This window comes from Pseudomonas lundensis (assembly GCF_015377145.2).
Classification (GTDB): domain Bacteria; phylum Pseudomonadota; class Gammaproteobacteria; order Pseudomonadales; family Pseudomonadaceae; genus Aquipseudomonas; species Aquipseudomonas lundensis.
Genome location: NZ_CP062158.2, coordinates 3,441,889 through 3,465,183 on the forward strand (window position 1 = coordinate 3,441,889; position 23,295 = coordinate 3,465,183).

The following is a 23,295-nucleotide window of genomic DNA, read 5'->3' on the forward strand; positions in this document are numbered from 1 at the left end:
ACCTTGCCAATTGGCACCGAAGTGCCAGTCAGCAATAAAATTTCCGGTCCAACGAGAAAGGCGCATCCGGGGATGCGCCTTCGCTGTTCCGTCTTACTCAGCCTTAGGCTGTTCACGCAAACGAATATGCAGCTCTCGCAGCGCCTTCGCATCCACCATGCCAGGGGCCTGAGTCATGACGCAGGCAGCACTCTGGGTTTTCGGGAACGCAATGACTTCACGAATCGACTGAGCGCCGGTCATCAGCATGACAAGACGATCCAGACCGAACGCCAGACCACCGTGCGGCGGCGCACCGTACTTCAATGCGTCCAGCAGGAAGCCGAACTTCTCTTCCTGTTCCGCTTCGTCGATGCCCAACAGGCGGAAGACCGCTTGTTGCATTTCTTTACGGTGGATACGGATGGAACCGCCACCCAACTCAGTACCGTTCAACACCATGTCGTAAGCACGGGACAGCGCGGTTGCAGGGTTGGCTTCCAGCTCCTCAGGCGAACACTTGGGCGCCGTGAACGGGTGATGCAAGGCGCTGAAGCTACCGTCTTCGTTCTCTTCGAACATCGGGAAGTCAACGACCCACATCGGGGCCCACTCGCAGGTCAGCAGGTTCAGATCGTTACCCACCTTGATACGCAGCGCACCCAGCGCCTCGCTCACGATCTTGGCTTTATCGGCGCCAAAGAACACGATGTCGCCATCCACGGCACCTACGCGATCAAGGATGACATTGAGATTCGCTTCCGGAATGTTTTTAACGATCGGCGACTGCAGACCCTCAACACCCTTGGCGCGCTCGTTGACCTTGATGTAGGCCAGGCCGCGAGCACCATAAATGCCCACGAATTTGGTGTAATCATCGATCTTGCTGCGCGGCATGCTCGCCCCGCCCGGAACGCGCAACGCTGCAACGCGGCTTTTAGGGTCGTTGGCCGGGCCACTGAAGACCTTGAATTCAACATCCTTGAGTTGATCGGCAACATCTACCAGCTCAAGCGGGTTACGCAAATCTGGCTTGTCGGAGCCATAACGGCGCATGGCCTCTTCAAACGTCATGTGCGGGAATTCGCCGAATTCCAGATCCAGCACTTCCTTGAACAGGGTGCGAATCATGCCTTCAGTCAGGCCCATGATGTCTTTTTCATCAAGGAAGCTGGTCTCGATGTCAATCTGAGTGAACTCAGGCTGACGATCGGCACGCAAGTCTTCGTCGCGGAAGCACTTGGCGATCTGGTAGTAGCGATCAAAACCGGCAACCATCAGCAGCTGCTTGAACAGCTGTGGCGATTGAGGCAAGGCAAAGAAACTGCCTGCATGAGTACGGCTCGGCACCAGATAGTCACGCGCACCTTCTGGCGTGGCACGGGTCAGAATCGGCGTTTCGACATCCAGGAAGCCGTTTTCATCCAGATAGCGACGAATGCTGGTGGTCATGCGCGAACGCAGGCGCAGCTTCTCGAGCATTTCTGGGCGACGCAGGTCAATAAAGCGATAACGCAGACGGGTTTCCTCGCCTACGTCAGAAAATTCGTTCAGCGGGAACGGCGGGGTCTCTGCTTCGTTCAGCACCTCCAGCTCGTAGCCCAGCACTTCGATCATGCCAGACGCCATGTTGGCGTTACCGGCACCTGCCGGACGCAGACGGACTTTACCGGTCACCTTTACGACGTACTCGCTACGCACGCGATCTGCGGCAGCGAAGGTTTCAGCACGGTCCGGATCGAAAACCACTTGGGCCAGACCGTCACGATCACGGATATCGAGGAAAATAACCCCACCGTGGTCACGGCGACGGTGTACCCATCCGCAAAGGGTAATTTCCTGGCCTTCCAGGCTTTCGTTCAGTTGGCCGCAATAATGGCTGCGCATCATGGTCGTGTTTTCACTTCTCGTAATTCGAAATTCGGTGGAGGCCTTGCGCACCCTTACTACTGGAGAGTGATGCGCAAGACCCCGCTCATATTCAGACTGTTTTCGCTCAATCTCAGTCGGATTTGTCGCCGCTTGCCAGATTCTTTTTCGAGCCTGTCTTGAAATCTGTTTCATACCAGCCCGTGCCACTCAGGCGAAAGCCCGGCATGGACAGCAGTTTCTTCAATTCAGGCGCCTGGCAGGCAGGACAATCGATCAGTGGCGTGTCACTGATTTTTTGAATGGCTTCCAACTGATGACCGCAGGAAGCACATTGATAATCGTACATGGGCATTGGCGTATCTCGACTATCTGTTAGCGGCGCCCCCTTCAGAGGGCCACAAAGCGCGAGATTATATCTGGTAAATCGAGCCTTTGCAGCCGCGCGAGCGGCCATATCAAGCTAAAGGCACCATAAAGATTGAGCGATTACAAGTCTCTGAACACCGGCACTCGATTTGCCAATGGGTGACTTACCCCCAAAAGAACTGCTTTTGTGGCGCTTCAGTCGTTCCGCGCACAGCATTGGAGAGGTGCATGACGCACACAACACGAATCAGTCCACTGAAGTTTTTTACCCCGCCGTGCCGCAGGTGGACCTCTCTGTCGACGTAAGACAACAAAGCATTTATTGAGCAATCATTATTGCGCGCTATCTCGGATAACACCTCCCAATACACCTCCTCCAGACGAAGACATGTTGCAAACCCGTTTAATCTGACCGATCGCGATAACGGTCGAGCCAAAGACATCCCAAAATCAAGAATGGCAGGATCAATTTTGACCCGTTGAACTACTCTGCCACCCGCCCCTTCATGCCTGATTAATCGCCCCATATTTAGAGCACTCCATCGCAACACCATTTAAGTTAATTAATATTTCCTGAAACACCCTTACATAAAACATTATGTAAAAGTTCTAATCCAGCAGATCTCACCCGCAAATACGTAGGAGCTCTCCCGCTGCACCGATTGAATTCTTGAACGCCCAAGCCCGACCCCTCAAGCGCCCACCCCCTAGGCAGGCCGTCATTCAAACTCACCCAACCGAGCGACCGACCTTTCCTATCCATTGAGTAACACCCATAGACTTCACACCCACTTTTCCTTCACCTCATATATGCGCAACACCGCCCCCACTCACACCAACTAAAAAAAAACAGCGCACCTCCCATACGACTGAATAAATATATATAGGCTTTATTTAAAAACCGCCAAACTTCAAAGCGAAACAAAATTCATCCATTACCAAAAAACCTCAACACCTTTCAGCTTTAGAAATAAATCCACAACGCTACAACATCAAATCATGCACCCGCCGAGTCATAGCCAAAGCAAGAAAAGGATGCATCCTACGCACTCGAAGGAAACACCTTTATTTACCGTTCAGGACCCATAATTTGAGAAGCACCCCGCTTTACTGTTAAATAGGCAGCGTGTCGCTTCCACCAAGGCTTGGTGAAGGTGCATAGGCTGATAAACGTACGTGTCCAACGCCTCCATTTTTTTTCAGAAGCGAACCGTACCCACTCAGCTCTTCCTTGCGATCCATCTTAATGTGAGTCAATCGAAATGTTGAAAATCGTCCACTTGGTGACGGGAACAGCGGCCTTGCTGCTGTCCTTCGTACCCAGCCTACAGTCCGAAGCGGTCCCTTACCTGCAACACGCCGATGCCCTTTACCTGGTATTTCTCGGCTTACTCAACCTCACACTGGCACCTGTCATTCCATTCTGGAATAAAGGAGCACGCCACCAACTGCAAAACCTTGTCAGCGCCTTGCTTGTCCTTTCGGTGGTTCTGCAAACACTCACCCTGTTTGACCTTCTGCGGCCGATCGGCGATCAGCCTGCCGTCCTGCTCAGCCTTGTACCGGCTGTACTGGCCGTGCTTCTGCATCTGGCAGTGAGTTTTTACAAATCCTCACCTTCGTCAGCTTCGCAAAACTACGATATGACCAACCGCGATACAGGGACCGTGAAGTGGTTTAACACCTCTAAAGGCTTCGGTTTTATTTCCCGCGACTCCGGTGATGATATTTTCGTGCACTTTCGTGCCATTCGCGGCGAAGGCCACCGCGTTCTGGTAGAAGGCCAACGCGTCGAGTTTTCGGTCATGAACCGCGACAAAGGCTTGCAAGCTGAAGACGTCATTGCAGCATTGCCACGCCGCTGATTTCCCGCGCCAAATAAAAAACCGCGAACAGCTTGGCTGATCGCGGTTTTTTTTATTCTCTGCCAGCAGAATCAGTAATGAGGCGGAGGCGCCTCATCCTCAAAAGACTCGAACTGCCCACCCATTTCTTCCTGACGTTTGAGCAATGCCGCGATCTGCATTTGCAACCGATCAACCGCATTTTGTTGAGCCACCAGCACGTCATTCAATGCCTGGATGGTGTCATCCTGAAAAGCCAAACGGGTTTCAAGATCCGTCACACGAGCTTCAAGCGTCACAACGCACCCTCCGAAATAGTTAACACGTCACCCATAATCGCTTTGAGCTTGTCACGCAAGCCCAGTACCGCATCACGCGTGTAGGGCTTGGCCGGATGCTTGCCCCAGACCGGGCCAGGCCAGGCAGGATCCGTGGTGTAACGGGCGATGACATGCATGTGCATCTGCTTGACCACATTGCCCAACGTGGCCACATTCATTTTGTCCGCACACAACAGTTCCATCAGTACACGCGCCACTGCAGTGGTTTCACGCCACATCAATTGCTGATCATCGTCATCCAATTGAAACAACTCACTTATACCCTCGCGGCGCGGCACCAAAATGAACCAGGGGTAATTTGAGTCGTTGGACAGCAAAAGGCTGCACAAAGGGAGCTCCCCTATCAGCCACGTATCCTGTTTGAGACGAGAATCCAAAGCGAACACTGAATGTTCTCCTGTACGACGGGGAATTTTACCAGTGACCAGACGCATCAACCGCCAGCCAGCGCAGTGCAGGATACCTGTGATTCAGGCTTGCATCACGTAACACGGCTAGAGCGATTACACAAAGCCGCACCAAAACGAAACAGCTGACTGGTTTTGGTGCACACAACTGTCACCGAAACCAAGGTTAGGTGTGAACCGGTAACATCTTGGTCGCCCCAACGCCCGGAAATTTTACAATCGGGTAACACACGTTGCGCCAAGCCTGATACAAGGCGCGCAGCCCCTTCGCTCAAGGCCGCACCAATACCCGCAATCCCCGACTTATAAATTTTTTCAAAATTTTTCAAGATTTGAGCATGCTTGTTGCATAGAGCCTATCTATATCGAGGGCACGCCCTTGGGAAGGGAACGGGCCTGCGATTAACAACCCTAGATCAGAATCTGGGAAGTGGCGCTTCTAACCCGTGGTTTCACGACAGAACGCGCCGCCCCCCAAACAGTAAAAGCAGTTTCGACAACATGTACAAACACTCATGACCGCCGCATATTTACGACTTCAAAAACGTGTTTTGCGACACGGCTGTAAAGAAGCTGAAAGCTTATGAGGGTAAGTATCGCCAATAGGGCCGGCGTGATATAAGTTTGCGCCGACACAAAAAGAAAGAGCCGCCCAGATAAAAATTCAGGTGGGACGGCAGTACTCTTCCGAAAACCAAAGGAGCAAATCACGATGCGCGTGATGAAGTGGAGCATGATCGCACTGGCTGTATCAGCCGGGACTACGCAGTTCGCAATGGCATCGTCTCAGGACGAAGCCAAGGGTTTCATTGAAGACAGCACCCTGACGTCCAAAACCCGCATGTTGTACATGAACCGTGACTACCGTAATGGCGCTGGCAACATCGCTAAAGAGGGTGGCGGATTCAAAAGCGGTTATCGCGAAGACTGGGGCCTGAGCGAACTGCTCAACTACGAGTCCGGCTTCACTCAAGGCACCGTGGGCGTAGGTGTCGATGCTTTTGCAATGGGCACCGTACGCCTGGATGGCGGTGCAGGTCGCCAGGGCAACGGCCTGTTCGCCACGCGAGGCAATGGTGATCCTGAAGACACACAATCGAAGATCGGTGGCGCAGTCAAATTCCGCATCTCCGACACCGTTCTGAAATACGGCAACCAGTTTGTCGCCAGCCCGGTCTTCTCTACCGATGACAGCCGCTTGCTGCCTGAAGTCGCGACCGGCACCTTGCTCACCAGCAAGGAAATCAAAGGGCTTGAACTGAGCGCAGGTCGCTTCACCAGCCTGAGCTCCCAGACCGGCATGGGTCGCGACAGCATCAACGGCCCGGGCGAGCCCGGCCTGACGGCAGCCAACATCGCCGGCGCGACCTACCAGTTCACCGATAACTTCGTCGGTGGCGTAGCCGCATCGGACGTTGACGATTACTTCAAGAAGCAATACGTCAACCTGAACTACACCCTGCCGATCGCCGAGTCCCAGGCCCTGAACTTCGACTTCAACGGCTACCGCACCTCTAGCCAGGGCAAAGAGCTGGCGGGCGACGTCGACAACAAAATCTGGAGCTTGGCAGCAGCCTACAGCCTGGGCGCACACAAATTCACCCTGGCCTACCAGCGCTCCACCGGTGACAGCGGCTACTACTACGGCGTAGACGGCGGCGGCTCTATCTTCCTCGCCAACTCCGTGCAGTACTCCGACTTTAACGGCAAGGACGAACGCTCCTGGCAGGGTCGTTACGACCTGAACATGGCCAGCTACGGCGTACCCGGCCTGAGCTTCATGGCCCGTTATGTCAACGGTGACAACATCTCCACCTCCGAAGGCGAAGGCAAAGAACACGAATTCAACTTCGAGAGCAAATACGTGATGCAAGAAGGCCCGGCCAAAGACTTGTCTTTCCGCCTGCGTAGCTCGGTTTACCGCACCACCAGCAACTACGGCGTTGATACCAACGACGTTCGCGTGATCGTTGAGTACCCGCTGAACATCTTGTAATTAAGTGCGTTAACGCCTTAACCGCATCGTGTTCAAACAAAGCCATGCCCTTCAAAGAGGGCATGGCTTTTTAATGTCCGGACTCAGCCATATAGCAAGCTAACTAACTTCTTTAGTGCTTGTCGATACCGTCCCGACCACTAAAGGCACCCGCCAAAAACAATTAAAGAGGCTCTCGCCCCTTCAATTGTTCAATCACACAGACGTCCAGGCCGTGATATTCCCAGCAATTATTCTGCTGCCGACTCTTGCACCACGCGGATCACGCGCTGCGGGAACGGAATATCAATATTGGCTGCTTTTAGTCGATCACGGGACTGTTCGTTGAACATGAACAGCACGTCCCAATAGTTCGGCGTATCCACCCACACGCGTAACGACATGGTGATAGCACTGTCACCCAACGTGGTCACCACTACTACCGGAGCAGGATCTTTGAGTACGCGCGGGTCATCCGCCAACGCCAGCAACACCTCGCGCACCTTCTGCAGATCGGCCTCGTAATCAACGCCCACATCAAACACCACCTTGCGCGTCGGTTGGCGGTTGTAGTTGGTGATGATGCCGTTGGACAAATTGCCATTGGGCACGATGACCGTCTTGTTATCGCCTGTGCGCAGCACGGTATGGAAAATCTGAATGCTGTCGACGGTGCCGCTCACGCCCTGCGCCTCAATCCAGTCACCGATCTTGAACGGACGGAACAACAGAATCAGCACCCCGCCGGCAAAGTTCGCCAGGCTGCCTTGCAACGCCAAACCGATTGCCAGCCCCGCCGCACCGATCGCCGCCACAAATGAGGTGGTCTGAATGCCGATCATTGAGGCGACACTCACCACCAGCAGCACTTTGAGAATGATGTTGGCCAGACTGCTGATAAAGCCTTGCAGGGCCAGATCAGCCTTGCGCAACGCCAGCAGATTACCCAGCTTGGCGGTCAGGCGGTTGATCAACCACCAGCCCACAGCCAGTGTAATCAGGGCCAGCAGCACGCGGCTGCCGTACTCCATGATCATCGGAATCCAGGCTTGCGAAGCCTTGATCAAGTGATCCACTTCAGCGTTCAAGTCCATTTATCTCTCCTTGTACCGATACCCGGCGACGTCATTTATTCAGTGAAACGACTGAACCCGACAGGCTCAATCGTTTCTGCAGTGCCCGAAAAAATCGGACGCCGATGATCGCCAGAGGTTCCCCCATGGCCAATGATCATTGATCAATCGCGGAAATTATTGAACTGCAAAGGCAGGTCGAACGTCTTGGCGCGCAGGGCTGCGATGGCTTCTTGCAGGTCGTCGCGTTTTTTACCCGTAATACGCACTTGCTCACCCTGAATGGCGGCCTGAACCTTGAGCTTGGCCTCTTTGACGTGGGCGACGATTTTCTTCGCCATCTCTTTGTCGATACCTTCCTTGAGCACCGCTTCCTGCTTCATCAGCTTGCCCGATGCATAAGCGTCCTTGACCTCAAGGCACTGCACATCGATCTTGCGCTTGACCAGAGCCAGCTTGAGAATTTCGATCATTGCTTCCAGTTGAAAATCAGCTTCGGCAGTCAGGTTGACCGTCAGGTCCTTTTCCTTGAACTCAAAAGAGCCCTTGCCCTTCAAGTCGTAACGGCGGTCCAGTTCCTTGACAGCGTTCTCGACTGCGTTGGTGACTTCGTGCTTGTCCAGTTCGGATACCACGTCGAACGACGGCATGTGTTTTCTCCAATAATAAAGGGCGCGCTCAACACTGATGGAGCACGCCTGACCTGACAGTTAAAATGCGCGGGCATTATAGCGGTTCTTCGACTTCATTCACGGGCGAGCATTCATGTCTGTACATAGCTTCTGCGGCACCTCGCGACAGCCTTCTGCGCCCTGGCACATTCTGGGGGCAGGCAGCATGGGGTCGTTATGGGCCACCCGCCTGGCACGGGCCGGGTATGACGTGCGGCTGATATTGCGCGATCAAGCGCGATTACAGGCTTACCACGCCGCGCAAGGTTTGACCCTCGTAGAGGGAAGCAACGCCATTTTGCTGCCCATTGCTGCGCAGACGCCTGACGCTGCAGACCCCATCACTCGCGTGCTGGTGGCGTGCAAAGCCTATGACGCTGAATATGCCGTCGCCCAAATCGCACACCGCTTAAGCCCTGAGGCGCACCTGATCCTGCTGCAAAACGGACTGGGCAGCCAGCAGGCCGTGGCCGCGCAAGTTCCACACGCGCGCTGCGTGTTTGCCTCCAGCACCGAGGGGGCGTTTCGTGATGGCGACTGGCGTGTGGTTTTTGCCGGGCAAGGCCACAACTGGCTGGGCGATCCTGAGCAGGGCGCCGCACCCACCTGGCTTGACGATTTACAGCACAGTGGCATCCGTCACGAATGGAGCCCGACTATCATGAGCCGGTTGTGGCGCAAACTGGCGCTCAACTGCGCAATCAACCCGTTGACCGTGCTGCATCAATGCACAAACGGAGGACTGAAGGCCCATACGCAAACAGTGGATGCGCTGTGCATCGAACTCAGCGCGCTGCTGGTAGGCTGCGCGCAGCCAGAAGCCGCTGTAAACCTGAGCGCTGAAGTGCACCGGGTGATTGATGCCACTGCCCAGAATTATTCCTCGATGTATCAGGATGTGGCGCAGCGCAGGCGCACAGAGATCAGCTATTTGTCCGGTTATGCCTGCCAGGCAGCGCAACGCATTGGCCTGGACACACCTCACTTGCACGCCATCCATCAGCAATTGATAGCCCACCTGACGCACCTCGGTTTGCCCTCTCACTGAGCGCCGCGCTAACCTGCCCGCTCACCCACTCCATACGGCCCCGTCATGCCCTTGCGCCAGCGTCTCGAAAACCTGCCGGTCGGCCAAAAGCTGCTGGCCGCCCTGCTTGTTTTGTTGGCAACCGTGTTGCTGGTGGCCAACCTGACCTTCATCAGCGTGGCTTACTGGATATCCCACGAGAGCACCGCCCCGCAGGCATTGCAGACCCTGGGCAGCCTGGCAGCCAATCCCGGCCTGATGGAGCATGCGCTGGATTCGCCCGAAAGCGCCAAGGCACTGCTCACAGAAATGGGCAGCTACGCCCCCCTGCGGGCCGGTGCCATTTATGACGCGTCCGGACAATTGTTGGCACAGGTGCAGCACGGCGATCATTTGGCGTTGCCCGAACAGATTGGCCAGGTTCAAGCCTGGGGCCGGACTGAACTGCGCAGCCATCACACCTCCCGCCTTCCGAAGGGCGGGCACCTGCTGCTCGTGGCCAGCAGTGAACTGCCCATGGCGTTTTACACCGGCACATTCACCGCCAGCCTCGGAATTCTGGTGTTCAGTGTATTGCTGTGGCTGTTGATCGCGCGCCAGATCAAGCGCCTGATCACCCAACCCATCTATCAACTCGAAGAGCTGTCCCGACAGGTCACACGCGAAGAGAACTATTCGTTACGGGCTAAACCAGGCAATAACGATGAAATCGGTAGCCTCGCGGAGGCGTTCAATACCATGCTCTCGCGCATCGAGGCGCGTGAGCAGGAACTCAAGCGCGCCCGGGATGAAGCGCAGGCAGCCTACGATCAAGCCCAAGCGCTGGCAGAAGAAACCCGCCACACCAATCGCAAGCTGGAACTTGAAGTACAGGTGAGAAGCAAGATCGAGAAAAAGCTCACCGGTTTTCAGATCTACCTCAACAGCATCATCGATTCGATGCCTTCTGCCCTGATCGCACTGGACGAACAGCTCTACGTCACCCAGTGGAACCAGGAGGCCAGCGCCCTCTCCGGCACCCCTCTGGATGAAGCCTTGAATCAACCGGTGTATCTGGCGTTTGAACCCCTCAAACCCTTTTTGCCACAAATCAAAGACACCATCGCCCATCACCGCGTGGTCAAGATTGAGCGCGTGACCTGGACCCAAGGTGAGGACACCAGGCAATACGCGCTGACCTTCTATCCACTGATGGGCGGCGGCGGGCGCGGTGCTGTGATCCGCATCGATGACATCACCCAGCGTCTTTCCATGGAAGACATGATGGTTCAATCCGAGAAGATGCTCTCTGTGGGCGGTCTCGCGGCGGGGATGGCCCATGAGATCAATAATCCACTGGGTGCCATTTTGCATAACGTGCAGAACATCCGGCGGCGCCTGTCCAACGACCTGCCCAAGAACATTGAGCACGCCGCGTTGACAGGCGTAGACCTCGATGCGATCAACCGCTACTTGCAGGCCCGCGAAATCCCGAAACTGCTGGATGGCATTCAACAGGCGGGGGCGCGTGCAGCCAAAATCGTGACCCACATGCTCAGCTTCAGTCGCCGCAGCAATCGCCAAATGAGCCCTTGCGACCTGTCAGCGCTGATCGATCAGGCGATTGATATCGCGAGCAATGACTTCGACCTCGCCATCGGTTTCGACTTCAAGGGCCAGGCCATCACTCGTCAGTTCGACCCTCAACTTGGCCCGGTGCCCGGCATTCCCAACGAATTGGAACAGGTGCTGCTCAACTTGCTGAAAAACGCTGCACAGGCGATTCATCAGCGCCAGGACACCACCGAACCCGGCCGCATCATCCTGCGCACGAAGCTCAATCCACCCTGGGCAGAGATCCAGGTCGAAGACAACGGCGCAGGCATGCCTGAGAACGTGCGCAAACGTATTTTTGAACCCTTCTTCACCACCAAGGAAGTTGGCCAGGGCACGGGGCTGGGTCTTTCCGTGTCCTACTTCATCATTACCAATAACCACAAAGGGCAAATGGAAGTGCATTCAACCCCGGGCCAAGGCACGTGCTTTACGTTGCGTTTGCCATTGGCGCCCGTCCACGACTCTACCAAGCTGGAACTGTAACCATGGGCTTTCGCTTATCGAAGATTTACACCCGCACCGGCGACAAAGGCGAAACAGGTCTGGGGGATGGCCGTCGCGTGCCCAAAGATCATCCTCGGGTCGAGGCCATTGGAGAAGTGGACTCGCTAAACAGCCAACTGGGCCTGTTGCTGGCCGGCTTGCATGAGCAAAGGGTCCAGACACCCGGCCTTGAGGAACTGATCGAGGTACTGACGCCCTGCCAGCACCGCCTGTTTGACCTGGGAGGCGAGCTGGCAATGCCTGCTTATCAGGCGCTCAAGCTGAGCGAAGTCGAACGGCTTGAGGCGGCAATTGACCACTGGAACGAGACGCTTGGGCCATTGGAAAACTTCATATTGCCAGCAGGCTCTACCCTGATCGCCCAAGCCCATGTGTGCCGCTGCCTCGCGCGCAGTGCCGAGCGCCGCTGCCAGCACCTCAATGCCGTCGAGCCACTGAACGGTCCGGGGCTGGCCTACATCAACAGGTTGTCAGACCTGCTGTTTGTGGCGGCACGCTTGATTGCCAAGCGACAGGGGGTTGCCGAAGTCCTGTGGCAGGCCGCCGATAAACCCGCTGACTGATGCGCAGGCTGCCGTCACTGGCGCCTGCGCGGCAACACCGCAGGTACGCCAGGGACTGCAGTTGTGCGTTGATGCGCGGTGGCGTCAGCTCATGCCTGGGGCCAGAACGCGCGAATACCCGATACACCTTGTGCGCCGACGCCCCATGCCTGCTGACGGTCATCAGGCCCCAGCCCGCCCAGCAGAAACACTGGCTTGTTAAAACCGGCGATCAATTGCTGCGCCTGCTCCCACCCCAAAGGCTCCATACCGGGATGGGTCTCGGTGGGCAACACAGGCGACAAGGTCACGAAGTCCACGTCCATCTGTTCTGCCAACGCCAATTCCTCAGCGTTATGACACGACGCTGCCAGCCAGCGATCTTTAGGGAACGGTCGGCCTTTGGCGGCGTATTTACGCAATTGCGCTGCCGTCAAATGCCAGCCGGCTGACGGAAAATCACCCAACCACTCCAGAGGCCCTTTGAGCATCAGTTGCGCCTTGCCCGCGCACAGCCCCGTGGCGTCCACGGCCAGATCCCGATACTTGGGGTCATAGCCTTTGGGGGCACGCAGGGAAATCAGTTTGATGCCGCCCGCTATGGCCTTTTGCACCCCCTTTAACAGTTCAGGAGGCTCCAGGCCGTCGGGGGTGATCAAGTACTGATCAGGCAAGCGCGCTGCCGCAACGATAGGCTGATTGGCGGGCGGAAATGCGTAATTCGCCAAGTCCCGCGGGGCCACCCACGCCAAAGGCTGACCTTCTATGCCGTGGGCCACACCGGTAAACGACGACACTTCCCACACGTCCAGCAGCACATGCTTGTCGGGATAATCGTGCTTCACGGTGATCAATGGGCGAGCCGAGGTCACGTCGATCCCCAGCTCTTCTTTGAGCTCACGGCCCAAAGCAGCGCTGACAGACTCGCCAGCTTCAACCTTGCCGCCGGGAAACTCCCACAGGCCGCCCTGATGCTGTGTATCAGCACGACGGGCAATCAGGATTCTGCCGTCGCTGCCTCGAATGACGGCCGCAGCCACATGAACGCGTTTCACCCTTGAACTTCCTCTACTCCGGCCTGTTGCCAGGCCTTGAACGTGGACTACTCAATCAGCAGTCTTGACTTGCACCGGTCGGTGATTCGCACGCCAGTCAAGCGCACTATGCTTGCCTGACTGACACGCGGTGTCGAGACGACTTAGGTCCGGTACTCGGCGTTGATTTTCACGTACTCGTGGGACAGGTCGGTGGTCCAGATGGTTTCGCTGCACACACCGCGACCCAGCTCGATGCGGATGGTGATCTCTTCGCGCGCCATCACCGCAGAACCTTGCTCTTCGGTGTAGGTCGCCGCACGTGCGCCACCACTGGCGATACACACTTCGCCGAGGAACACGTCGATCTTGCTGACATCCAGATCCGGCACACCGGCACGGCCCACAGCGGCCAATATCCGGCCCCAGTTGGGATCAGAGGCGAACAGCGCGGTTTTGATCAACGGTGAATGGGCCACGGTATAGCCGACGTCCAGACACTCCTGATGGTTGGCGCCGCCATTGACTTCAACGGTGACGAACTTGGTTGCACCTTCGCCATCGCGCACGATGGCCTGCGCCACCTCCATGCACACGTCCAGCACCGCCTGCTTGAGCGCGTCGAACAAGGGCCCGCGGGCTTGGGTGATTTCAGGCAGGTTGGCCTTGCCTGTGGCAATCAACATGCAGCAATCGTTGGTAGACGTGTCGCCATCGATGGTGATGCGGTTGAACGATTTGTTAGCGCCGTCGAGCAACAGATCCTGCAGCACCTCGCGCGACACCTTGGCGTCCGTCGCGATGTAACCGAGCATGGTGGCCATGTTCGGGCGAATCATGCCTGCGCCTTTGCTGATCCCGGTGACGGTGACGGTCACGCCATCATGCTGAAACTGGCGGCTCGCCCCTTTGGGCAAGGTGTCAGTGGTCATGATGCCAGTAGCCGCTTCAGCCCAGTGATCCTCTGCGAGATCGTCCAGGGCTGCTTGCAGTGCGCCTTCAATTTTCTCGACCGGCAGAGGCTCGCCAATCACCCCCGTGGAGTACGGCAGCACAGCACTGGCGTCCACTCCCGTCAACTCGGCCAGCTTGGCACAGGTACGTGTGGCAGCTGCCAGACCCGGCGCGCCGGTGCCCGCATTGGCATTGCCGGTGTTGGTCAACAAATACCGCACAGGGCCTTGCACACGCTGCTTGGCCAGAATCACCGGCGCTGCGCAAAACGCATTCAGGGTGAACACACCCGCCACGCTGGAGCCCTCGGCGCAGCGCATCACCACCACATCCTTACGCCCTGGGCGCTTGATACCGGCTGAAGCAATCCCCAGCTCAAAACCCGCAACCGGGTGCAAAGTGGGCAAAGGACCAAGACCAACTGCCATGATGCGCTCCTCAATAAGCTGTCTGCGCCGCCCTTGAAAGGCGGGAATTCAATGGTAAAACGCCGCGACGGCTAATGCCGGTCGCGGCGCAGGTGTTTCAGCAGATGAAACGGATTATCAGTTGATTTGCCCGTGACAGTGCTTGAATTTTTTGCCCGAACCGCAGTAGCACAGTTCGTTGCGACCGAGCTTCTGCTCATTACGAACAGGGTCGGTTGCAGGCGAGACGTCTGAAACGTCTGCACCGTCCAGCGCTTCGGTCAATGCATCCGGCTGATCAAGACCCGGGGCCTCTGCATGCTGGAACTGCATGCGCGACGCCAGATCTTCAGCTTCCTGACGCAGACGCGCCTCTTCTTCAACAGGGTCTTCGCGACGTACCTGAACGTGCGACAGCACGCGGATCGAATCGCGCTTGATCGAGTCAAGCAGCTCGGAGAACAGGTTGAAAGACTCGCGCTTGTACTCCTGCTTCGGGTTCTTTTGCGCATAACCGCGCAAGTGAATGCCGTGACGCAGGTGATCCATGGTCGACAGGTGGTCTTTCCACAGGTCGTCCAGTACACGCAGAACGATCTGCTTCTCGAACGTGCGCAGCGCTTCAGCGCCCGCCTGCTCTTCTTTCTCGTTGTACGCCGCAATCAGCTCAGCCAGCAGCTTCTCGCGCAGGGTTTCTTCGTACAGGTGATCGTCTTCATCGAGCCACTGCTGGATCGGCAGTTTCACGCCGAAGCCGCTTTCGATGGCGGACTCAAGACCTGCAACGTCCCACTGCTCCGGCAACGACTGTGGCGGAATGTGAGCGCTGATGGTGCTGTCGAGGACGTCCTTACGGAAGTCAGCGATGGTTTCGCCAATATTGTCAGCGGCCAGCAACGTATTACGCATGTGATAAATCACTTTACGCTGCTCGTTGTTGACGTCGTCGAACTCCAGCAATTGCTTACGGATATCGAAGTTGCGGCCTTCAACCTTGCGCTGGGCCTTTTCGATAGCGTTGGTCACCATGCGGTGTTCAATCGCTTCGCCGGACTGCATGCCCAGGGCTTTCATGAAGTTTTTCACCCGGTCAGAGGCGAAAATGCGCATCAGGCTGTCTTCCAGCGACAGGTAGAAACGGCTGGAACCCGAGTCACCCTGACGGCCGGCACGGCCACGCAGCTGGTTGTCGATACGGCGCGACTCGTGACGCTCGGAAGCGATCACGTGCAGGCCACCCGACTCCAGCACTTGCTGGTGACGTTTCTGCCAATCGGCCTTGATCTGGGCAATCTGCTCAGGGGTCGGGTTTTCCAGGGAAGCCACTTCCACTTCCCAGTTACCGCCCAGCAGGATGTCAGTACCACGGCCCGCCATGTTGGTGGCGATGGTCAGCGCGCCTGGACGGCCCGCCTGTGCAATGATTTCAGCTTCTTTTTCGTGGAACTTGGCGTTCAGAACCTTGTGCTCGATCCCTTCCTGCTTCAACAGGTTGGACATGTGCTCGGAGGTTTCGATGGTCGCCGTACCCACCAGCACCGGACGGCCTTTGGCCATGCAGTCCTTGATGTCCGCCACGATGGCTGCGTACTTCTCGTCCGCCGTCAGGAACACCAGGTCGTTGTAGTCTTTACGCGCCAGCGGCTTGTTCGGCGGGATAACCATCACCGACAGACCGTAAATCTGGTGGAACTCGAACGCTTCGGTGTCTGCCGTACCGGTCATGCCGGACAGTTTGTTGTACAGACGGAAGTAGTTCTGGAAGGTGGTCGAAGCCAGCGTCTGGCTTTCTGCCTGAATGTTCAGGCCTTCCTTCGCTTCGATGGCCTGGTGCAGCCCCTCGGACAAACGACGGCCCGGCATGGTACGCCCGGTGTGTTCGTCAACCAGCAGCACCTGACCGTCTTCAACGATGTATTCAACGTTGCGGTGGAACAGTTTGTGAGCGCGCAGTGCCGCGTACACATGGGTCAGCAGGCCCAGATTGTGCGCCGAATACAGGCTTTCACCTTCAGCGAGCAAACCGATCTGGGTCAGCATTTCTTCAACAAACTGGTGACCGGCTTCGTTCAGCTCGACCTGACGGGTCTTCTCGTCGATGGTGAAGTGACCCGGCTTGGTCACTTCGCCTTCCACTTCTTCGATGTGCTGCTCGAGGCGCGGAATGAGCTTGTTGATTTCGGTGTACAGCTTGGAGCTGTCTTCGGCCTGACCAGAGATGATCAGCGGCGTACGGGCTTCGTCGATCAGGATCGAGTCGACTTCGTCGATGACGGCAAAGTTAAGCTCACGCTGGAATTTTTCTTCCATGCTGAAAGCCATGTTGTCACGCAGGTAATCGAAGCCAAACTCGTTGTTGGTGCCGTAGGTGATGTCGGCGGCATAGGCTTCGCGCTTTTCCTGTGGCGGCTGGAACGGCGTCACGACGCCGACCGTCAGGCCCAGGAATTCATAAAGCGGGCGCATCCAGTTGGCATCCCGGCGCGCGAGGTAGTCGTTCACCGTCACAACGTGTACGCCCTTGCCGGACAACGCGTTGAGGTAAACGCCCAAGGTCGCTACCAAGGTCTTACCTTCACCGGTACGCATTTCTGCGATCATGCCTTCGTGCAGGGTCATGCCACCGATCAGCTGGACGTCAAAGTGGCGCATGCCCATGACGCGCTTGCCCGCCTCACGGCAGACCGCGAAGGCTTCAGGCAGGAGTTGATCGAGGGTCTCACCTTTTGCTATGCGGGCCTTGAACTCTTCGGTCTTGGCACGCAATTGCTCATCGGTCAGAGCAACCATCTGCTCTTCGAGGGCATTGATGACCTGAACCTTCTTGAGCATGCGTTTAACTTCGCGCTCGTTCTTGCTTCCAAAAAGTTTCTTTAACAAAGGCGCAAACATATCGGCAGGATCTTCCACACATAGGGATGGAGGGCGGCCCCGAGAGTCGCCCGAGCAGCCCTGATGGCCGCATGCGAGCGAGCATTCTACCCGGAAACGGCGGTGAGGAAAGTGGCGTTATTCCACGATACTGGTGCAGCGTTGTGACGGGGCTTCACTAAAATAAGGGCTTTTTACTGAACTTCAACCCATAAGACCAAGAAGTTACTCATTGATTTTGCTGCCAAAGTGGCAAGCCTGCGGATCGAGCGCAGTCAGGCGGGCGGTTTCTGCTAAGATTGCGCCTCAGTTTTCTCAGGTGTTTGAACATGGCATTTCGCCCACATCCAGCGCGGGCACCCTCTGTCCTGCTGCGCGAGGCCAAACCGTTAAAAGCCATTTTCGGCCACGCCAAGCGCTTGGCCCACCTGCAACGCCTGCTTGAGAGCCAACTCCAGCCCGCGGCCCGCGAACACTGCCATGTGGCCTCGTGGCGCGAAGGCAGCCTGCTACTGATTGTCACAGACGGCCACTGGGCAACACGCTTGCGCTACCAGCAAAAACGCCTGCAACGTCAATTGCAGGCGTTCGACGAATTTGCCAGCCTGACCCGCATTCTATTCAAAGTGCAGCCGCCCACCGTGCTGGCCAAAGTCGCCGGCCACACGCTGGACTTGTCAGAAAACGCCGCGCAGACCATTCAAGCCACCGCCGAGGGCATCACTGACCCGGCACTGCGGGCGGCCCTTGAGCGGCTGGCCAGCCATGCGAAGCCCAAGCCCGATCCGGCCTAGATCCGCCTCGCTATCATTTACGCTTGTTGCCACCCAGCAACGACCCGAGCAAGCCCCGCACCAATTGGCGCCCCATCTGATTAACGGCCTGACGCGCCATCGACTGCAAAGCTTTGCCCGTCGACGTCCCGAGGAACTCCCCGGCCTGATCCAGAAACCCGGGCTCTTTGGCCTGCCCCGGCGCCGGCTCTTCACTGCTACCGCCTTTGCGCGCCATGAGCACTTCGTAAGCAGACTCTCGATCAATCGGCTTGTCGTAACGCCCCTGCAATGGGGAGGTGGCAATCAGGCCGTTACGCTCGGCCTCGCTCAAAGGACCGATCCGCGACTGCGGCGGCGCAATCAACACCCGCTGCACCATTGCCGGGGTGCCTTTGTCCTCCAACATACCGACCAGGGCTTCGCCCGTGCCCAGCTCCGTCAGCACTGCGAGCGCATCGAACGCCGGATTGGGTCGGAACCCGTCAGCCACGGCCCTGAGGGATTTCTGCTCCTTGGCAGTGAATGCACGTAAACCATGCTGAATGCGCAACCCCAATTGCGCCAGAACCGTGTCAGGCAAGTCCGCCGGTGATTGCGTGACGAAGTACACCCCCACGCCTTTGGAGCGGATCAAGCGCACCACTTGCTCCAGTCGATCCTGTAGCGCTTTCGGCGTACCGGCAAACAGCAAGTGCGCCTCGTCAAAAAATAGAGCCAGCAACGGTTTGTCCGCATCACCGCGCTCGGGCAACTGCTCAAACAATTCGGCCAGCAGCCACAGCAAAAAGGTGGCATAGACCTTGGGCGCCTCATGCACCAAACGGCTGGCATCGAGCAAATGAATGCGCCCTCGCCCGTCGCGGTCTGGCTGCAAAATATCTTCCAGTTGCAATGCCGGTTCACCAAACAGCGCCTCAGCACCCTGCTGCTCCAGCGTCGCCAATCGACGCAGCAGCGCCTGGCTCGAACCGGTGGTCATCAACGCCGCGTCATCACCCAGCACCTCGGGGTGGTCACGCAGGTGATTGAGCAACGCCTTGAGGTCTTTGAGATCCAGCAGCAACAGGCCTTCGCGATCGGCCACTTTAAAGGCTGCGTACAACGCTGACTGTTGGCTGTCCGTCAGCTCCAGCAGACTGCCCAGCAAGAGCGGCCCCATTTCACTCAAGGTTGTGCGTAATGGATGACCGGTCTTGCCTTGAATATCCCATAGCGTCACCGGATAAGCCTTGGGCTGGAAGTTAAGCCACGGCATGCCCGCGATGCGCTCCGCGATTTTGCCCTGAGGGTTACCGGCAGCCCCCAGACCGCACAAGTCCCCTTTGATGTCGGCCGCAAACACCGCCACACCGGCGTCACTGAACTGCTCTGCCAAGCGTTGCAGCGTGACGGTTTTACCTGTCCCCGTGGCGCCCGCGATCAAGCCGTGACGATTGGCCAGACGCAATGACTGGGCGACGGGCTGACCCGCAAGGTCGGCGCCGAGAACTAAAGCTGAGGAATCAGGCATTTTTCCACCTTAAATTAATCTTTCGCGGTAACACGTCGATACAACGTTAATGCTAGACCAGAAAAATCCGAAATTAACGTCGGAAAGAGCGCAAATAAATATAGAAATTGCTCGGGTTCAGTCAGTGCTTTCTATGTTGTGCGTATTTCATGTCGGCAGGCATCACACTTTTAGACCTAAGCGGACCCTTCAAGCCATGAACAAAAACCTGCGTTTCAGTCATAAAATCCTGCTTGCCGCGTCCCTGATCGTAATAGCCGCTTTTTCGCTATTTACGCTGTACAACGATTACCTGCAGCGCAATGCCATTCGCGACGATCTGGACAGCTATCTGCGTGAAATGGGCAGTACGACGGCCAACAACATTCAGACTTGGCTCGGCGGGCGCATCCTGCTCACTGAAAACCTGGGTGAAACCCTCGCCCTTAACCCTGAACCCGAGTATGTCTCCCGCTTGCTGGAGCAAAAAGCGCTGACCAGCTCGTTCCTCGCGGTGTACTTCGGTGACACCCAGGGCGCTTTCACCATCCGCCCCGACAGCAAAATGCCGGACGGCTTCGATCCGCGCAGCCGCCCCTGGTACAAAGACGCGCTGAACAGCAACGGCGCCAGCCTGACCGAACCGTACATTGATGCGGTCACCGGGCAGATGATCATTTCCATTGGCACGGCAGTGAAAAAAGCCGGGCAAACCCTCGGCGTCGTCGGCACCGACCTGACACTCAAGACGGTCACCGACAGTATCAACGCACTTGATTTCAGCGGCATGGGCTATGCCTTCCTGATCAGCGGGGACGGCAAAATTCTGGTTCACCCCGATAACACGCTGGTGATGAAAAACCTGAAGGATATCTACCCGCAAGACACCCCGCCAATCAGCTCCGACATCAGCGAAGTCACACTCGATGGCAAAGAACGCATCGTGACGTTTGCCCCGGTCAAAGGCCTGGGGTCCGTCAATTGGTACGTCGGGCTGTCGATCGATAAAGCGCAGGCATTTGCCATGCTCAGCACCTTCCGCACTTCAGCGATCATCGCCACCGTGATTGCGGTGATCTCGATCATTGCCTTGCTCGGCTTGCTGATTCGTCTACTCATGCGGCCGCTGCACGTCATGACCCGTGCCATGCAAAACATCGCGGAAGGTGAAGGCGACCTGACGCGCCGCCTGGTCGTCGAGTCCAAAGATGAATTCGGCACATTGGGAAGCGCGTTCAACCAGTTTGTGGAACGCATCCACACCTCCATGACGGAAGTGGCCTCCGCCACCGAGCACGTCAATGAAGTCGCGCTGCGTGTGGTCAGTGCGTCCAACTCGTCCATGGTTAACTCAGACGAACAAGCCAGCCGCACCAACAGCGTGGCCGCAGCGATCAACGAACTGGGCGCCGCGGCGCAAGAAATCGCCCGCAATGCGGCCCAGGCCTCGCATCAGGCCAGCGATGCACGCGGCCTGGCCGAAGAAGGCCAGCAAGTGGTTGAGCGCAGCATTGGCTCGATGCAGCAACTGTCGCAGATGCTCAGCACCTCCAGCGGCCATATCGAGTCGCTGAATGACAAGACCGTGAATATCGGGCAGATCCTGGAGGTCATCACCAGCATTTCTCAGCAAACCAACCTCCTGGCTTTGAACGCCGCGATTGAAGCGGCACGTGCCGGCGAGGCCGGACGCGGGTTTGCGGTCGTGGCCGACGAAGTTCGCAATTTGGCGCATCGCACTCAAGAGTCTGCGCAACAAGTGCAAAAGATGATCGAGGAATTGCAAGTCAGTGCCCGCGACTCGGTAAACACCATGGAAGAGAGCCAGCGTCACAGCAAAGACAGCGTAGAGATTGCCAACAGTGCCGGCGCGCGCCTGACCAGCGTGACCGAACGCATTGGGGAAATCGACGGGATGAACCAGTCGGTCGCCACTGCCACCGAGGAGCAAACGTCGGTTGTGGAATCGATCAACATGGACATTACCGAGATCAACACCCTCAATCAGGAAGGCGTGGAAAACCTGCAGGCGACGTTGCGCGCCTGTTCTGACCTCGAGCAACAAGCCGCCCGCCTGAAACAACTGGTCGGCAGCTTCCGCATATAAAGGAACGCTTGATCTGTGGCCGCCGGACGCGGCTACAGATCAGGTTCGGTTTCTCCCTCTTGCTGTAACGCCTCCCACAGCCGGGCAGCGTCAGGAAACTCGGTTCCATCTTCGGGGCCCAGAGCTTGCGGGTCGTAACGACTCAAACACCCCTCACCCAACGTGGCCGGTGCGCTGGACGTCGCCTTGTCGAGTGGATCGGTCATCGCACATCACCCCGCGTGGAATTACAGCGCTTGGTGTCATAGAAAGACAACGCGAGGCTGCACTCAGAGCGCAGCCTCGCGTGGGTCGTCATGGTGGGTGCTCGACAAAGGTTTGGTCAGAACACGACCGTCTTGTTGCCGTGCACCAACACGCGATCTTCCAGGTGATAGCGCAGGCCACGAGCCAGCACCATCTTCTCGACATCACGGCCGAAGCGCACCATGTCTTCAATGCTGTCGCTGTGACTCACACGTACCACGTCTTGTTCGATGATCGGGCCCGCATCCAGCTCTTCGGTCACGTAGTGGCACGTAGCGCCGATCAGTTTTACGCCGCGCAGCGACGCCTGGTGGTAAGGCTTGGCGCCGACGAAGGAAGGCAGGAAGCTGTGGTGAATGTTGATGACCTGGCCTGCGTATTCTTTGCACAGGTCCGGCGGCAGAATTTGCATGTAGCGCGCCAGAACCACCACTTCAGCCTCGTGTTGTTTGACCAGACGCGAGACTTCGGCAAACGCCGGCTCTTTGTCTTTTGGATCAACCGGCACGTGGTAATAAGGAATACCGTGCCACTCCACCATGCTGCGCAGGTCATCGTGGTTAGAGATCACACACGCGATCTCGCAATCGAGTTCATCGCTGTGCCAGCGGTGCAGCAAATCCGCCAGGCAGTGCGATTCGCGGCTGGCCATCAGCACCACGCGCTTCTTCTGCGCCGTATCCGTAATGCGCCACACCATCGAGAACTCTTCAGCGATAGGTGCAAATGCTTCACGAAATGCCTCGATGCCGAACGGCAGCGAATCGGCACGAATTTCGTGACGCATAAAGAACCAACCACTCTGGTCGTCCGAGTGGTGGCTCGCTTCAGTGATCCAGCCATTGTGTGAGGCCAGAAAATTACTGACCTTGGCGACAATGCCGACGCCATCGGGGCACGCAATCACCAGTCGAAAAGTGCGCATGTAGGGCAAACTCCAAAAACTTTACTAAGGCCGCCATTCTAGCGAGTGCGCAGCAAAACGACAGTATTCGTTGAGACTGATTACGCGCCCCCCCTGCACTCGCGCTGTCACGGGCCAGCCTCAACAGTACCGCGGCCTGCATGCTTTTTAACACGGCCCGAATGTAGCTGATTAATCGTTTTTATTAGGCTGATAGCGTGACCTCTATTTAATAGCGCGCTTATTCAATACCGCGAAGTTAATGAATAAAAATTTAACTAAATGTGCGAAGACAGGTTTACTTGCTCAA

The 23,295-nt window shown here is 56.8% G+C and carries 20 protein-coding genes and 1 pseudogene; 8 read left to right on the forward strand and 13 right to left on the reverse strand.

The genetic code is table 11. The features are described 5' to 3' along the window. Positions 1–93: 93 nt before the first annotated feature. The 3 genes from aspS to IF654_RS16220 form a co-directional block, all read right to left on the reverse strand. Positions 94–1,869: an aspartate--tRNA ligase gene (gene aspS / locus IF654_RS16210; protein ID WP_047276729.1), complete on the reverse strand. Its 1,776-nt coding sequence runs from the start codon at positions 1,867–1,869 to the stop codon at positions 94–96. 112 nt (positions 1,870–1,981) lie between these two features. Then, on the reverse strand, positions 1,982–2,203 hold the full coding sequence (locus IF654_RS16215; protein ID WP_047276733.1) for an FmdB family zinc ribbon protein: 222 nt from the start codon (positions 2,201–2,203) through the stop codon (positions 1,982–1,984). Positions 2,204–2,381: 178 nt separating this feature from the next. Continuing rightward, positions 2,382–2,744: a ribbon-helix-helix domain-containing protein gene (locus IF654_RS16220; RefSeq protein WP_047278006.1), complete on the reverse strand. Its 363-nt coding sequence runs from the start codon at positions 2,742–2,744 to the stop codon at positions 2,382–2,384. Between the two features lie 735 nt (positions 2,745–3,479). Between IF654_RS16220 and IF654_RS23170 the strand changes: the two genes are divergently transcribed. Continuing rightward, positions 3,480–4,082 (forward strand): cold-shock protein, encoded by a 603-nt coding sequence (locus tag IF654_RS23170; RefSeq protein ID WP_083333355.1) that lies wholly within the window; start codon positions 3,480–3,482, stop codon positions 4,080–4,082. Between the two features lie 71 nt (positions 4,083–4,153). On the opposite strand, the gene IF654_RS16230 is transcribed toward IF654_RS23170, so the two are convergent. Both IF654_RS16230 and IF654_RS16235 read right to left on the reverse strand, forming a co-directional pair. Beyond that, complete coding sequence (locus tag IF654_RS16230; protein WP_047278009.1) at positions 4,154–4,360, reverse strand: SlyX family protein; 207 nt, start codon at positions 4,358–4,360, stop codon at positions 4,154–4,156. After that, positions 4,357–4,788, reverse strand: a complete 432-nt coding sequence (locus tag IF654_RS16235; protein ID WP_083333354.1) for an HIT domain-containing protein — start codon at positions 4,786–4,788, stop codon at positions 4,357–4,359. Before IF654_RS16235 ends, IF654_RS16230 begins: the two co-directional genes overlap by 4 nt. Positions 4,789–5,521: 733 nt before the next feature. Between IF654_RS16235 and IF654_RS16240 the strand changes: the two genes are divergently transcribed. After that, a complete protein-coding gene (locus IF654_RS16240; RefSeq protein ID WP_047276741.1) occupies positions 5,522–6,805 on the forward strand; it encodes an OprD family porin in 1,284 nt (427 codons plus the stop codon). Positions 6,806–7,035: 230 nt separating this feature from the next. Here the strand turns inward: IF654_RS16240 and IF654_RS16245 are convergent, their stop codons facing one another. Beyond that, on the reverse strand, positions 7,036–7,878 hold the full coding sequence (locus IF654_RS16245; protein WP_047278015.1) for a mechanosensitive ion channel family protein: 843 nt from the start codon (positions 7,876–7,878) through the stop codon (positions 7,036–7,038). 143 nt (positions 7,879–8,021) lie between these two features. Next, complete coding sequence (locus IF654_RS16250) at positions 8,022–8,507, reverse strand: YajQ family cyclic di-GMP-binding protein (RefSeq protein ID WP_047276745.1); 486 nt, start codon at positions 8,505–8,507, stop codon at positions 8,022–8,024. Between the two features lie 115 nt (positions 8,508–8,622). On the opposite strand from IF654_RS16250, the gene IF654_RS16255 reads away from it, so the two are divergent. The 3 genes from IF654_RS16255 to IF654_RS16265 are packed head-to-tail and all read left to right on the forward strand — an operon-like array spanning position 8,623 to position 12,218. Then, positions 8,623–9,576, forward strand: a complete 954-nt coding sequence (locus IF654_RS16255) for a putative 2-dehydropantoate 2-reductase (RefSeq protein ID WP_083333353.1) — start codon at positions 8,623–8,625, stop codon at positions 9,574–9,576. Positions 9,577–9,621: 45 nt separating this feature from the next. Continuing rightward, positions 9,622–11,634: a sensor histidine kinase gene (locus tag IF654_RS16260; protein WP_047276749.1), complete on the forward strand. Its 2,013-nt coding sequence runs from the start codon at positions 9,622–9,624 to the stop codon at positions 11,632–11,634. 2 nt (positions 11,635–11,636) lie between these two features. After that, positions 11,637–12,218 (forward strand): cob(I)yrinic acid a,c-diamide adenosyltransferase, encoded by a 582-nt coding sequence (locus tag IF654_RS16265; RefSeq protein WP_047276751.1) that lies wholly within the window; start codon positions 11,637–11,639, stop codon positions 12,216–12,218. A gap of 89 nt (positions 12,219–12,307) precedes the next feature. Here IF654_RS16265 and IF654_RS16270 read toward each other — a convergent pair whose 3' ends face one another. The 3 genes from IF654_RS16270 to secA form a co-directional block, all read right to left on the reverse strand. Further along, positions 12,308–13,252 (reverse strand): Nudix family hydrolase, encoded by a 945-nt coding sequence (locus tag IF654_RS16270; protein ID WP_047282929.1) that lies wholly within the window; start codon positions 13,250–13,252, stop codon positions 12,308–12,310. 143 nt (positions 13,253–13,395) lie between these two features. Further along, a complete protein-coding gene (argJ, locus tag IF654_RS16275) occupies positions 13,396–14,613 on the reverse strand; it encodes a bifunctional glutamate N-acetyltransferase/amino-acid acetyltransferase ArgJ (RefSeq protein ID WP_194862229.1) in 1,218 nt (405 codons plus the stop codon). Positions 14,614–14,730: 117 nt separating this feature from the next. Next, positions 14,731–17,484, reverse strand: a complete 2,754-nt coding sequence (gene secA / locus IF654_RS16280; RefSeq protein WP_047278023.1) for a preprotein translocase subunit SecA — start codon at positions 17,482–17,484, stop codon at positions 14,731–14,733. Positions 17,485–17,792: 308 nt separating this feature from the next. On the opposite strand from secA, the gene IF654_RS16285 reads away from it, so the two are divergent. Beyond that, complete coding sequence (locus IF654_RS16285; RefSeq protein ID WP_047278025.1) at positions 17,793–18,257, forward strand: DUF721 domain-containing protein; 465 nt, start codon at positions 17,793–17,795, stop codon at positions 18,255–18,257. A gap of 13 nt (positions 18,258–18,270) precedes the next feature. On the opposite strand, the gene IF654_RS16290 is transcribed toward IF654_RS16285, so the two are convergent. Next, the gene (locus IF654_RS16290) at positions 18,271–19,749 is read right to left on the reverse strand and encodes a helicase HerA-like domain-containing protein (protein WP_047278027.1); all 1,479 of its coding nucleotides are present in this window, start codon (positions 19,747–19,749) and stop codon (positions 18,271–18,273) included. 196 nt (positions 19,750–19,945) lie between these two features. Here IF654_RS16290 and IF654_RS23395 point away from each other — a divergent pair. Together IF654_RS23395 and IF654_RS23400 are read left to right on the forward strand one after the other, a co-directional pair. Continuing rightward, positions 19,946–20,977: pseudogene (locus IF654_RS23395) on the forward strand (HAMP domain-containing protein); the annotation flags it as partial. A gap of 93 nt (positions 20,978–21,070) precedes the next feature. Continuing rightward, positions 21,071–21,835 (forward strand): methyl-accepting chemotaxis protein, encoded by a 765-nt coding sequence (locus tag IF654_RS23400; RefSeq protein ID WP_428982728.1) that lies wholly within the window; start codon positions 21,071–21,073, stop codon positions 21,833–21,835. A 32-nt stretch (positions 21,836–21,867) separates the two neighbouring features. Here the strand turns inward: IF654_RS23400 and IF654_RS16300 are convergent, their stop codons facing one another. Beyond that, positions 21,868–22,041: a hypothetical protein gene (locus tag IF654_RS16300; protein WP_162841624.1), complete on the reverse strand. Its 174-nt coding sequence runs from the start codon at positions 22,039–22,041 to the stop codon at positions 21,868–21,870. A gap of 116 nt (positions 22,042–22,157) precedes the next feature. Beyond that, entirely contained in the window at positions 22,158–23,006 is an 849-nt protein-coding gene (purU, locus tag IF654_RS16305) for a formyltetrahydrofolate deformylase (RefSeq protein ID WP_047276766.1), read from the reverse strand. Positions 23,007–23,295 lie beyond the last annotated feature (289 nt).